This window comes from Streptomyces fuscigenes, from assembly GCF_021556455.1.
GTDB lineage: Bacteria > Actinomycetota > Actinomycetes > Streptomycetales > Streptomycetaceae > Streptomyces > Streptomyces fuscigenes.
The window spans coordinates 1-12,581 of sequence record NZ_JAKGCV010000142.1; the positions used below are offsets into that span (position 1 = coordinate 1).

Annotated in this window: 12 protein-coding genes and 1 tRNA gene; 8 read left to right on the forward strand and 5 right to left on the reverse strand. The window is 71.7% G+C overall.

What is annotated here, in order from left to right:
- From L1885_RS14030 to L1885_RS14045, 4 genes are all read left to right on the forward strand, one after another.
- The coding region (locus L1885_RS14030) for a GvpL/GvpF family gas vesicle protein (RefSeq protein WP_235797427.1) at nt 1-390 on the forward strand (390 nt) is incomplete at its 5' end.
- A 5-nt stretch (nt 391-395) separates the two neighbouring features.
- Entirely contained in the window at nt 396-629 is a 234-nt protein-coding gene (locus L1885_RS14035; RefSeq protein ID WP_235797435.1) for a gas vesicle protein, read from the forward strand.
- Nucleotides 630-632: 3 nt separating this feature from the next.
- Nucleotides 633-1,040 carry a gas vesicle protein K gene (locus tag L1885_RS14040; protein ID WP_235797428.1) on the forward strand — a complete coding sequence of 136 codons (408 nt, stop codon included), beginning with the start codon at nt 633-635 and terminating at the stop codon, nt 1,038-1,040.
- A 64-nt stretch (nt 1,041-1,104) separates the two neighbouring features.
- Nucleotides 1,105-1,572 carry a hypothetical protein gene (locus L1885_RS14045; RefSeq protein WP_235797429.1) on the forward strand — a complete coding sequence of 156 codons (468 nt, stop codon included), beginning with the start codon at nt 1,105-1,107 and terminating at the stop codon, nt 1,570-1,572.
- A 280-nt stretch (nt 1,573-1,852) separates the two neighbouring features.
- On the opposite strand, the gene L1885_RS14050 is transcribed toward L1885_RS14045, so the two are convergent.
- Nucleotides 1,853-2,239, reverse strand: coding sequence for a profilin (locus L1885_RS14050; RefSeq protein WP_235797430.1), 387 nt, complete (start codon nt 2,237-2,239; stop codon nt 1,853-1,855).
- Nucleotides 2,240-2,576: 337 nt separating this feature from the next.
- Between L1885_RS14050 and L1885_RS14055 the strand changes: the two genes are divergently transcribed.
- The 4 genes from L1885_RS14055 (at nt 2,577) to L1885_RS14065 (ending at nt 5,742) form a co-directional block, all read left to right on the forward strand.
- The gene (locus L1885_RS14055; protein WP_235797436.1) at nt 2,577-3,827 is read left to right on the forward strand and encodes a helix-turn-helix domain-containing protein; all 1,251 of its coding nucleotides are present in this window, start codon (nt 2,577-2,579) and stop codon (nt 3,825-3,827) included.
- A gap of 67 nt (nt 3,828-3,894) precedes the next feature.
- The gene (locus tag L1885_RS14060; RefSeq protein WP_235797431.1) at nt 3,895-4,122 is read left to right on the forward strand and encodes a hypothetical protein; all 228 of its coding nucleotides are present in this window, start codon (nt 3,895-3,897) and stop codon (nt 4,120-4,122) included.
- Nucleotides 4,123-4,510: 388 nt separating this feature from the next.
- Entirely contained in the window at nt 4,511-4,642 is a 132-nt protein-coding gene (locus L1885_RS28890; protein ID WP_268984077.1) for a hypothetical protein, read from the forward strand.
- Between the two features lie 2 nt (nt 4,643-4,644).
- Entirely contained in the window at nt 4,645-5,742 is a 1,098-nt protein-coding gene (locus L1885_RS14065; RefSeq protein ID WP_235797432.1) for a methyltransferase domain-containing protein, read from the forward strand.
- 303 nt (nt 5,743-6,045) lie between these two features.
- On the opposite strand, the gene L1885_RS14070 is transcribed toward L1885_RS14065, so the two are convergent.
- The 4 genes from L1885_RS14070 to gyrB form a co-directional block, all read right to left on the reverse strand.
- A tRNA-Ile gene (locus L1885_RS14070) sits at nt 6,046-6,119 on the reverse strand.
- Nucleotides 6,120-6,177: 58 nt separating this feature from the next.
- The gene (locus tag L1885_RS14075; RefSeq protein WP_235797433.1) at nt 6,178-6,735 is read right to left on the reverse strand and encodes a DUF3566 domain-containing protein; all 558 of its coding nucleotides are present in this window, start codon (nt 6,733-6,735) and stop codon (nt 6,178-6,180) included.
- 90 nt (nt 6,736-6,825) lie between these two features.
- A complete protein-coding gene (gene gyrA, locus L1885_RS14080; RefSeq protein ID WP_235797434.1) occupies nt 6,826-9,456 on the reverse strand; it encodes a DNA gyrase subunit A in 2,631 nt (876 codons plus the stop codon).
- Between the two features lie 178 nt (nt 9,457-9,634).
- The gene (gyrB, locus tag L1885_RS14085; protein WP_308117324.1) at nt 9,635-11,740 is read right to left on the reverse strand and encodes a DNA topoisomerase (ATP-hydrolyzing) subunit B; all 2,106 of its coding nucleotides are present in this window, start codon (nt 11,738-11,740) and stop codon (nt 9,635-9,637) included.
- Between the last annotated feature and the right edge of the window lie 841 nt (nt 11,741-12,581).

Sequence of the window (12,581 nt, forward strand, 5' to 3'; positions counted from 1 at the left end):
GACACCGGCGCGGACGCCGCCGCCGAGAGCCCCGGACGCGCCTATCTGCGCCGCCGGCAGGCCCAGCGGCGCAGCCACCGCGACGCCTACCGGGCGGCCGGTGACGTCGCCGCCCGGCTGCCGGAGGCCGTCTCCCACCTCGCCCGGGCCCGTGCCCGGCACCGCCCGCAGCAGGGGGAACTGGCCTCGCGGGTCGGCGAGAACGTCGCGAACGAGGCGTACCTCGTGGCCCGCTCGGACCTCGACGGCTTCCGCGCCGCCGTCGCCGCCCTGGCGGACGGGGTGGCGGGGGTGCGCGTCGAGGTGACGGGTCCCTGGGCCCCCTACTCGTTCACCACGCACCCGGACACCGAGCGGGCCCCGGACACGGAAGGGGCGTCCACGCCATGACGGACATGATCCCCGACCTGCCGGCGACCCCCGGCGCGCGCACCACGGGGTTCGAGGAGGACTCCCTCGCGGGCCGCGAGATCGCGCTCATCGACCTGCTGGACCGCCTGCTCAGCGGCGGCGCGGTCCTCACGGGCGACCTGGTGCTTTCGATCGCCGACGTCGACCTCGTGCACATCAACCTGCGTGCGGTGATCCGCTCGATCACCGCCGACGAGCCGGCCCCCTGGAACGTGTGAACCATGACGGACCACGACGACTTCGCGGCCGTGGCACAGGCCGCGGCACGCGCCTTCGACCTCGTGCCCGCCACCTCGGACGACGACCCGTCGGCCGGACGCGGGGCGGGCACCCGGGGCACGGACATCGCGCGGCGCCTGCACACGGACCCCGAGACCGTGGAGCGGGACCTGATCAAGCTCGTCCTGACCATCGTCGAGCTGCTGCGCCAGCTGATGGAGCGCACGGCGCTGCACCGGGTGGACCAGGGCGACCTCGACGAGTCCCAGGAAGAACGCATCGGCATGACGCTGATGATCCTGGAGGACCGCATGTCCGAGCTCTGCGACCGCTACGGCCTGACGATGGAGGACCTCAACCTCGACCTCGGGCCGCTCGGCTCGCTGCTGCCGCGCGGCGGCGAGGCCTGAGATGCCGCCCACGATCCGTCGTCCCCGCCGGTTTCCGGCCGAACTGAGCGGCAACACGCACACCATGACGACGGAAGAGAACAGCGAGTCGACGAACACGGGCAAGGGCGGGCGCGCCACGCGCACCCGGAGCGCCAACGGCTCCGCCGCGGGCAAGAAGGTCCAGGCGGCGGCCGAGCGGGCGAAGGACAGCGGCGCCGGCTCGGCCCGGCAGGCCAAGGCCTCCGCCACCGCGGCGGAGAAGGCCACCCAGTCGGGCACGGCCTCGCTGGGCGCGGCCGCGACGCACGCCGGGCGTTCGGCCGCCGCGGGCCTCGACTCCGGGCGCAAGATGGCCGCCTCCCTCGGTTCGACCGTGACCTCGGGCGCGGGTGTCGCCTGGACGGTCGTGAAGGACCGGAAGAAGATCGCGGCGGGCGCCGGAGCGGGCCTCGTGGGCCTGATGGGCGCGGCCTTCGCGGCCGGCCGGGCCACGGCCAAGGTCCACGCCAAGAGCGGTCCCCTCACGCGCCTGACGAGCGGGCGCATTTGATCGTGTCGCGGGCCGGGGCTGGGACGCCTTGCACCGTGACACCGAGAAGGCCGGGCGCATCCACGGAGCGCCCGGCCTTCGGGCGTCCGTATACCGGCCGTGAGTGCTCCGGCCGTGAGTGCTCCGGCCGTGAGTGCTCCGGCCGTGAAAGTTCCGGCCGTGCGGCTCCGCGGCGGCGCCACAGGCGCACGAAAACGCCCCCTGCCGCGGCGTGGAGCCGCTGAGGGGGCGTGCGGGGCGCCGAGATGCCCATCGGGTCGGCGCGGGGCCTGGTGCGGGCTCAGTAGCCCTTCTCGCGCAGGGTCTCGGCGAGGTTCTCCGTGACCGCCAGCGCGGCGCAGGGGGCCTGGCCCTCCTCGTACACGGCGACGATCACGGCCCGGTCGGTCCTGGTCATCGTCACGCCGTCGGCACCCTTCTTGGCGCAGACCGACGAGCCACGTCCGATGAGGTTCGTGTACTTCTCGCCGCCCACGACGACACTCGACTCGCGCACGCCTTCGGGGTCCTTGAACAGGGCGACGATGGCCTCGGCCTCGCCGGGCTTGAGCAGATTCTCGTCACTCTCGGCCCACGTGCCGCCGTCGTCGGCACCGATGATGGCCGCGTTCCGGACGTTGTTCGTTCCGACAAGGCGCTCATCCACGTACTGCTGCCAGTCAGACATGCCACACCCTTCGTTCAGGGCTGGGGAACCGCCCTACGCAGGCGGGCCGCGGAGCCTTCCAGCTGACCATTAATGGACAGACACCGTCATTGTATTTCACAGCCTTGCAAAAAGAACAGATCGACTCTGTGAGCAGAAACACACCGAGGCCGACCGCGACGGCCGGGCGACCCGCCGGGGTCCGTCCGCCGGGGGCCCCACCGCAGGGTCGCGGTGGCGGGCGGTCGGTCACGGGGCGTGCGGCGGGGGGCGCCACCCGGTTCGTACGGAGGCGCCACGCGCATCCGTCACCTCCCCTACGCTGACAGTGACGAGCCTTTTACAGAAGGGCAGCGACGTGTGCGCAGACGCCACCCCGGACCCGTACACCGACCCGCTGGCGTTCGGCCGGCGCATGCAGATCCTGCGGCAGAAGCGCGGAATGAGCCGTCCGGTCCTCGCCGGCCTGCTCGGGCGGTCGCCCTCGTGGGTGAAACAGGTGGAAGGCGGGCAGATCCAGACGCCGAAGCTCCCCACCATCCTCCGCGTCGCCGAGATCCTCCGCGTGCGCAACCTCTCCGACCTCACCGGCGACCAGGCCGCGTCCGTCGACCTGTTCGTCGGCCCGGGCCACGCCCTCCTTCCCCGGGTCCGTGACGCGGTCAACGCCTTCCCCCTGCTCGCCGACCGGCAGGCACCCCCGCCCCCGCACCTCCGCGCCCGCCTGGACCGCGCCTGGGCGGCCCGCCACAGGGCCCCCAACCACCGCGAGGTCGTGGGCGGACTCCTGCCCGGCCTCATCCGGGACGCGCAACTGTGCGCACGGCAGGCGACCGCCCCGGAGGGCCGCCGCGCGGCGCAGGCGGTGCTGTCGGAGGTGTACGCGCTGTCCCAGTTCTTCCTGGCCTACCAGCCCGACAGCGCCCTGCTCTGGCGCGTCGCCGACCGCGGCATGGTCGCCGCACAGGAGAGCGAGGACCCCCGTGCCGTCGGCGTCGCGGCCTGGCTGACCGCGCAGGCCCACCGCGACAGCGGCCCCGCGCATTTCGAGGCGGCCGACGCCGTGACGCGGGGGGCACTCCGGTTCCTGGCGCCCTTCCTGCCCGACGCCCCCGACGCGGTGCGGGCCATCGCCGGGGCGCTCCACTTCGAGGCCGCGTACACGGCCGCCCGGCGAGGCGCGTCGGGCGAGGCGTGGGCCTGGTGGGAGAAGGCACAGGCGACCGCGGAGGGACTGCACGCCGACTTCTACGACCCGGTCACCTCGTTCTCGCGGGCCATCATGGGTCCCCACGCGGTCACGGTCGCCGTCGAGTTGGGCGCGGGAGGCGAGAGCGTCCGGCAGGCCGTGGCCTCGGACGGCACGCACATCCCCTCGCGGCCGCGGCTGGCCCGCCACCGGATCGAGGAGGCGCGCGCCTACCAGCTCGACGGGCGTCCCGAGAGTGCCCTCGCGACGCTGGAACGGGCCCACAGGGCCGCGCCCGAGACGATCAAGTACAACGGCTACGCCAAGAGGATCGTCCTGGAGGAGACGGAGGCCCGCAGTCCGGGCCGCCGCCAGGCCGCCGCCGCCCTGGCCGTCGAGCTGGGCATCCTCGCGGCCTGATCGCACGGGCTTGCGAGGGGCAGGATTCCTGCCCCCGTATGCCGTTTCGGCGCCTTACGTTCACTTCATGACCGAGATGACGGGGTCGCCGGCCGCCGCTTCGCAGCCACCGGACCCGCTGGACCCGCTGGACCCGCAACGCCTCAGCGACGAACAGCGCCGCGGCGGCGCCTGCGTCCACTGCGCACTGCCCGTGGCGACCGGCAGCGCGGTCGACCTCGGCCCCCGCACCGACGCCGACGGCACCAGGATCTATCCGCGCACGCACCCCGGATGCCTCGGTGACGCGCCATGACCCTGTGTGTCAAAGGCGGCCACGACTTCCCCGTCGAGGACGAGCGCGGCGCCTACTGCCCGGAACACGGCGTCGAGTTGGTCCGGCACGCGCCCCGCGACCCGCATCTGCCCCCGCCGGCCGGACCCGTATCCACCGGACCGGCGCCGGCCGGACCCACAGCCGCTGATCCCGGACCGGCACTCCCGGCACCGGCCGAACCGGCGGCCGCTGACCCCGGACCGGCCGGAGCCGACCGGTCCCCTTGAGCCGCTCCGGCCGGCGGACGGCCCACCCGGCTCGTCACTCCGCCGGCCGGAGCATCCTGTCCCGGCCCGGCCGCTCGGAGGCCAACACGTCGAGCGTCCGGGCCGGGGCCGCACCACTCCATCGAGAGACAGGAACGACCATGGAAACAGCGGCACCTGACAGGAAGCACGCCGGGCAGCCGTCCGACAAGCCGTGGAACCCGCCGCCCGCACCGCCGAGTCCGGACGGCTCGGGCCCCTCGGGCGGCGGCGACGAGGCGAGCGGGAACTGACCGTGCCGATCACCCCTGACACCACAGGGGGCTGTGCCGCGCTCGTCGACTCGCTCGACGGGCGCGGCCTCCTGTCCCCCCGGTGGCGCGCCGCATGGCGGGAACTGCCGCGCCACCTCTTCGTCCCACCCCGCGTCTGGCGGCAGACACCCGACCGTTGCGTGCCCGTCGGCGACGACGAGTGGTGGCCGCTCGTCCACAGCGACGAACCCGTCGTGATCCAGGTGGACGACGGCGCCGAGGACGGGCCGGGCGTCGCCACCTCGTCCAACAGCAAGCCGTCCATGGTGGCGCTCATGCTCGGCCTCCTGGACCTGGAACCCTCCCACCGGGTCCTGGAGATCGGCACCGCCTCCGGGCACGTCGCCGGCCTGCTCGCGCAGTACCTGGGCAACGACAGCCGCGTGCACTCGATCGAACTCGACCCGGCCCTGGCCCAACTCGCCGCCGGGCAACTCGCCCTGGCCGGGCGCACACCCCGACTGCGGCAGGGCGACGGCGCCCTGGGATGGCCGGAGGCGGCGCCGTTCGACGGCATCCTCGCCACCTGCGCCGTCCGCCGCGTCCCGGAGGCCTGGATCGACCAACTGCGGCCCTACGGACGTCTCGTGCTGCCGCTGCACCGCGACTTCTGGAGCGGCGCCGTCGTGCGCCTGACCCGCCGCCCGGACGGCACCGCCACCGGCCGCTTCCACGGCGGGGCCTCGTACATGCTGATGCGCTCCCAGCGCGCGAGCGCGACCGACGAGGTGGACACGGCCACGGCCCGCCACTCACCGGCCGAGCTGGACCCTGCCGCCCTGCTCTCGCTCGGAGCCGCGCTGTACGTCGGCGAACGGCTGCCGGGCGTCCACTTGCAGCACGCCACGACGGACGAGGGCGTACGCGTGTGGGTCCGGGCACCGGACGGCTCCGCGGCCACCGCGGTGGCGGGCGAGGCGGTCGCGTACGGGCCCAGGGACCTCTGGTCCGAGATCGCGGCGGCCCACCGCGCGTACGCCGCCGCCGGGTCCCCGGACGCCCCCGCGTTCGGACTCACCGTCACGCGGGGCCGTCACGAGGTCTGGCTGCACGAACCGGCGAACGTGATCACGCGGTAGCGGACCGGGGACTGGGCGGAGGGACTGGGGACCGAGCGGAGGACCGCGGACCGGAGGACGGCACCTTCCGGTCCGCGGCGCCCGTCGCGGCGAGGCGTCGGCGGTCTCGGCCTCCAGGGCCTCGCTGCCGCCCGGCGCAGTCAGATCAGCACGACCGTGGGCATCCCCGCGCACGACGTGCCCGGCGCCCAGAGGATGGCCCGGGCGCTCCCCGTGGACCTTCCGGAGGATCCGTCGACCGGCCGATGTGAGCCGGGCATGCAAGAGGCCCCCGACCGTTTCCGGTCGGGGGCCTCCACGCGGTGGGGCTACCAGGATTTGAACCTGGGGCCTCATCCTTATCAGGGATGCGCTCTAACCAACTGAGCTATAGCCCCGCGCTGCCCCTGAAGATTAGCGCACTTCAGGGCCAGTCCCAAAATCGGCGGGCGTCCCTCACTCGTCCTCGGCGAGGGTGAGCTCGACGCCGCCCACGAAGCCCGCCGAGAGGTTGTAGATGAAGGCCCCGAGCGTGCCCAGTGCGGTGGCGAGCACCACGTCGATGACCGCGATGACGCTCGTGAAGAGCAGCACGCGCGGCAGCGACAGGAACGACTGGAGGTCGAACCCGTTGCTCTCGTTCGAGCCGGTCGCCTCGCTGATCGTGCCGCCGACGGTCGAGAAGACGCCCATGGCGTCCATGACCATCCACAGCACCGCCGCCGCGATGATCGTGCACACGCCGAGCGCGATCGACAGCAGGAAGCTGACCTTCATGACCGACCAGGGGTCGGCCTTCGAGACGCGCAGCCGCGCCTTGCGTGTGCGGGGCGTCGTGCGCGCGCCCGTGCGGGGCCGGCGCACGGCGGCACCGCCGCGGCCCTGCGTGCCGCCGTCGTCCCCCGGCTGGGGGTACGCCTGCGGCGGGTGGTACGGCTGAGCCGCCTGCTGCTGCGGCTGCGGCGTCGAGCCGTACGCCTCGTACGGGGGCTGCTGCCCCCGGGTGTCCGTCACCGTAACCCCCTGGGAGTCCGTGGCAGAGCCACGAGCGCTGTTAGCTCCTGAAGAAGAGGCCGATCCGGCGCCCGTGGTTCCACTCACGCTCTACTCCTCGTCACCGGCCGACGGCTCATTGCCCTCGGCCCCCTCGGCCACGGCGCCCTCAGCGGTCTCGGGGACGATGTCGCCCTCGACCTCCTCGGCCTCGCGGCCTGCCTCGGCATTGCGCGCGATCCCGACCACGGCATCGCGTTTGCCCAGGTTGATCAGCTGGACACCCATGGTGTCACGGCCCGTCTCCCGGACTTCGTTGACTCGCGTGCGAATCACACCGCCGCCCAGGGTGATGGCGAGGATCTCGTCGGTCTCCTCGACCACCAGTGCCCCGACCAGCGAGCCACGGTCCTCCACGATCTTGGCCGCCTTAATGCCGAGACCGCCGCGACCCTGGACCCGGTACTCGTCCACGTTGGTCCGCTTCGCGTAACCGCCGTCGGTGGCGGTGAACACGAACGTACCGGGCCTGACCACATTCATCGAGAGGAGTTCGTCCCCTTCACGGAAACTCATCCCCTTCACCCCGGATGTGGCCCGGCCCATGGGCCGCAGCGCGTCGTCCGTCGCGGTGAACCGGATCGACTGGGCCTTCCTGCTGATGAGCAGCAGGTCGTCCTCGGCCGACACCAGCTCCGCGCCGATCAGTTCGTCGTCCCGGCCGTCCTCCGTCTCCCGGAGGTTGATCGCGATGACGCCACCCGAACGCGGTGAATCGTAGTCCTTCAGCGCGGTCTTCTTGACCAGGCCCGCCTTCGTGGCCAGGACCAGGTACGGAGCGGCCTCGTAGTCGCGGATCGCGAGGATCTCGGCGATCTGCTCGTCGGGCTGGAAGGCCAGGAGGTTGGCCACGTGCTGGCCGCGCGCCTCGCGTCCGGCATCGGGCAGTTCGTACGCCTTCGCGCGGTAGACCCGGCCCTTGTTGGTGAAGAACAGCAGCCAGTGGTGGGTCGTCGACACGAAGAAGTGGTCGACGATGTCGTCCTCCTTCAGCTTCGTGCCGCGCACACCCTTCCCGCCGCGCTTCTGCGAGCGGTAGTCGTCGGTCTTGGTGCGCTTGACGTAGCCGCCACGGGTGATCGTGACGACGATGTCCTCCTCGGCGATCAGGTCCTCGATGGACATGTCGCCGTCGAAGGGCACGAGCTTCGAGCGCCGGTCGTCGCCGTACTTCTCGACGATGACGGCCAGCTCCTCGCGCACGATGGCACGCTGCTTCTCGTCGGAGGCCAGGATCGCGTTGTACTCGCGGATCTTCGCCTCCAGCTCGTCGTGCTCGGCGACGATCTTCTGGCGCTCCAGGGCGGCGAGGCGGCGCAGCTGCATCTCGAGGATGGCGTTGGCCTGGATCTCGTCGATCTCCAGCAGGCCCATCAGGCCGGTGCGCGCGACGTCGACCGTCTCGCTGCGCCGGATCAGCGCGATGACCTCGTCGATCGCGTCGAGGGCCTTGAGCAGGCCGCGCAGGATGTGGGCCCGCTCCTCCGCCTTGCGCAGCCGGAAGCGCGTGCGGCGGACGACGACCTCGATCTGGTGCGAGACCCAGTGCCGGATGAACGCGTCCAGCGAGAGGGTGCGCGGCACGCCGTCGACGAGCGCGAGCATGTTCGCGCCGAAGTTCGACTGCAGGTCGGTGTGCTTGTAGAGGTTGTTGAGGACGACCTTGGCGACCGCGTCCCGCTTGAGGACGATCACCAGGCGCTGGCCCGTGCGCGAGGACGTCTCGTCGCGGACGTCGGCGATGCCGCCGATCTTGCCGTCCTTCACGAGGTCGGCGATCTTCTGCGCGAGGTTGTCCGGGTTGGTCTGGTAGGGCAGTTCGGTGACGACGAGGCACTGCCGGTTCTGGATCTCCTCGACCTCGACCACCGCGCGCATGGTGATCGAGCCGCGGCCCGTGCGGTACGTGTCCTCGATGCCCTTGCGGCCCACGACGAGCGCGCCGGTCGGGAAGTCCGGGCCCTTGATGCGCTCGATCAGCGCCTCGAGGAGCTCGTCGGGGGTGGCCTCCGGGTGCTCCAGCGCCCACTGGGCACCGGCGGCGACCTCGCGCAGGTTGTGCGGGGGGATGTTGGTGGCCATGCCGACGGCGATGCCGGCGGAGCCGTTGATCAGCAGGTTCGGGAACCGCGCCGGCAGGACCGTCGGCTCCTGGTTGCGGCCGTCGTAGTTGTCCGTGAAGTCGACGGTCTCCTCGTCGATGTCGCGGAGCATCTCCATCGACAGCGGCATCATCTTGCACTCGGTGTACCGCATGGCCGCGGCCGGGTCGTTGCCCGGAGAACCGAAGTTGCCGTTGGAGTCGACGAGCGGCATCCGCATCGACCAGGGCTGCGCGAGGCGCACCAGGGCGTCGTAGATCGACGAGTCGCCGTGCGGGTGGTACGTACCCATGACGTCGCCGACGACGCGCGCGCACTTGTAGAAGCCGCGCTCGGGGCGGTAGCCGCCGTCGTACATCGCGTACAGCACGCGGCGGTGCACCGGCTTGAGGCCGTCGCGCACGTCGGGCAGCGCACGCGAGACGATGACGGACATCGCGTAGTCGAGGTACGAGCGCTGCATCTCGGTCTCGAGCCCGATGGGCTCCACGCGCAGCGCCAGGCCCTCCACGGCCGTCCCGTCGGGCAGCACGGGAGCGTCCGGGTTCTCTGGCGTGTCAGGGGTGTTCTCGTCGGCCATTGCTGGTCAGCTGTTCCTTTCGGCCTGTTGCGGCCTGTACGGATACGAGGGCCTGTACGACGGCCTGCTCGGTACGCGGCGGGACGCCGGCGGGCGGCGGCCGCGGGGCCGGGCGACGGGCGTCCGGGGACGCCGCCGCCAGGGTCCTCACGGCGGCTCGCGCCGCCCGCACGCGGCTCTAGATGTCGAGGAAGCGGACGTCCTTGGCGTTGCGCTGGATGAAGGAGCGCCGGGCCTCGACGTCCTCGCCCATCAGCACCGAGAACAGGTCGTCGGCCTGCGCGGCGTCGTCCAGCGTGACCTGGCCGAGCACCCGGTGGTCGATGTCCATCGTGGTGATGCGCAGCTCCTCGGCGTTCATCTCGCCGAGGCCCTTGAAGCGCTGGATCGAGTCCTCGCGCACGCGCTTGCCGTTCTCGCGGCCGAGCTGGATGAGCGCGTCGCGCTCGCGGTCGGAGTACGCGTACTGGATGTCGCCCCGGCCCCAGTCGATCTTGTAGAGCGGCGGGCGCGACAGGTACACGTGCCCCGCCTCGACGAGCGGGCGCATGAAGCGGAACAGGAACGTCAGCAGCAGCGTGGTGATGTGCTGGCCGTCGACGTCGGCGTCCGCCATCAAGATGATCTTGTGATAGCGGAGCTTGGCGATGTCGAAGTCCTCGTGCACACCCGTGCCGAACGCCGAGATCAGCGCCTGCACCTCGGTGTTCTGGAGGATCTTGTCGACGCGCGCCTTCTCGACGTTCAGGATCTTGCCGCGGATCGGCAGGATGGCCTGGTACATCGGGTCGCGGCCGGACTTCGCCGAACCGCCGGCGGAGTCGCCCTCGACGATGAAGATCTCGCACTTCGTCGGGTCGTTGGACTGGCAGTCGCTCAGCTTGCCGGGCAGCGACGCCGACTCCAGCAGGCCCTTGCGGCGCGTCAGGTCGCGGGCCTTGCGGGCGGCGACGCGGGCGGTGGCCGCCTGGATGCCCTTGCGGATGATGTCCGCGGCCTCGTTCGGGTTGCGGTCGAACCAGTCCGTGAGGTGCTCGTGCACGACCTTCTGCACGAAGGTCTTCGCCTCGGTGTTGCCCAGCTTGGTCTTCGTCTGGCCCTCGAACTGGGGCTCGCCCAGCTTCACCGAGATGATGGCCGTCAGGCCCTCGCGGATGTCCTCGCCGGCGAGGTTGTCGTCCTTCTCGCGCAGCAGCTTGCGGTCGCGCGCGTAGCGGTTGACCAGGCCCGTCAGCGCGGCCCTGAAGCCCTCCTCGTGCGTGCCGCCCTCGTGCGTGTGGATCGTGTTCGCGAACGAGTACACGCCCTCGCTGTACTGCGCGTTCCACTGCATCGCGATCTCGACGGAGATGAGGCGCTCCTTGTCCTCGGCCTCCACGTCGATCACGGTGGGGTGGATCATCTCGCCCTTGCGGGAGTTGAGGTACTTCACGAAGTCGACGATGCCGCCCTCGTAGTGGTACTTCACCGACATCGGCGGCTGCTCGTCCGTGCCGTCCTCGGCGACGTCGCCGCCGGCCTTCTCGGCACCGGCGACGGCCTTCGCGGAGGCGCGCTCGTCGGTCAGCGTCAGGGTCAGGCCCTTGTTGAGGAAGGCCATTTCCTGGAAGCGCCGCGACAGCGTCTCGAACGAGTAGTCCGTGGTCTCGAAGACGTCCGGGTCGGCCCAGAACGTGACGGTCGTTCCCGTCTCCGTGGTGGCGGCGCCGCGCGAGAGCGGGGCCGTCGGCACGCCGAGCTTGTAGTCCTGCGTCCAGTGGTAGCCGTCGCGCATGACGTCGACCGACACCTTCGTCGACAGCGCGTTGACCACCGAGACGCCCACGCCGTGCAGACCGCCCGAGACGGCGTACCCGCCGCCGCCGAACTTGCCGCCCGCGTGCAGGACCGTCAGCACGACCTCGACGGCCGGCTTGCCCTCGGACGGGACGATGTCGACCGGGATGCCGCGGCCGTTGTCGACGACGCGCACGCCGCCGTCCGGCAGGATCGTGACGTCGATCAGGTCGGCGTGGCCGGCGAGGGCCTCGTCGACCGAGTTGTCCACGACCTCCTGGACCAGGTGGTGGAGGCCTCGCTCACCGGTCGAGCCGATGTACATGCCGGGCCGCTTGCGGACCGCGTCCAGGCCCTCCAGCACCGTGATGGCACTGGCGTTGTACGAGTTCTCCGCGTCGCCGGTGGCGTCGCCGGCGACGGCCGGCACGGTGTCCGCGGCGACGGACGGCGTGTTCTCTTGGGGGTTGCCGGAATCGGCCACGAAGCGCCCTTTCTGGCACAGCACAGGCCGTTCTCCGGCTCGCCGGAGCGGCTGCGTCGTTCGGCTTCTGTCGCGTTTGTCGCGCTTTTTGTGCTTGTCGTGCACGTTGACGGGAGGTTCCCGCAAGCGCCGCGGGATTCTGCATCAGTCTACCGGTAGCGCCGACATGAATGGGGGTTTGCCGGTACCTCAGTCCGCATCTGGCGCCCTCGGGACGCCCCAGCCGACTCCCCATATGTGCGACGGGGCTCCAAGAGGCTCAGAAGGGCATTCAGCGCTTCGGGCTGTCAACCCCCGGCTACCGACGGGAACACCGTCGCTCCGGCGCGCATCGCCGCAGGTCAAGGCGGTCTTTTCACCTCACTCCGGCGGGCCGCGCGCGGGCCCGCTCCCCGGCAGGGGTCCGCGCGCGGCCGCGGAGGGGTGCGCCCGGGGCCCGTGAACGCTCCCGGAAGGCCTGTTCCCGTCGTCCGCCCGGCGACTGCGACATGTGCGCCCATGACGCACATCACGTCGAAAGCCCGGCCGGTTCGGTGCTTGTCCGACGATGGGCGGCGCGGGCGGTCACGGGTGCGTGACGGAACGGAGCCACGAGGGGCAGGAGGGGCGAGGGAGGGAGGCAGGGAGAGGGGGCGAGGGAGGCGAGAACGAGCGGGGGTGCGAATCGGGGGTGCGAATCGGGGGTGGCACGTCCCCGCCGGGCGCCCGGCCCCGGGCGCTCCGCCCCCGGGCACCAGCCCCGGCGTGCTGCGCGCGATGCGGCGCTTCGGCGACACCGAGCGCTTCCTCGGCCTGCTGGAGACCATCCGCTCCAAGGCGCCGCAGGCGGGCGTGCGGTCGAACTTCATCGTCGGCTTCCCCGGCG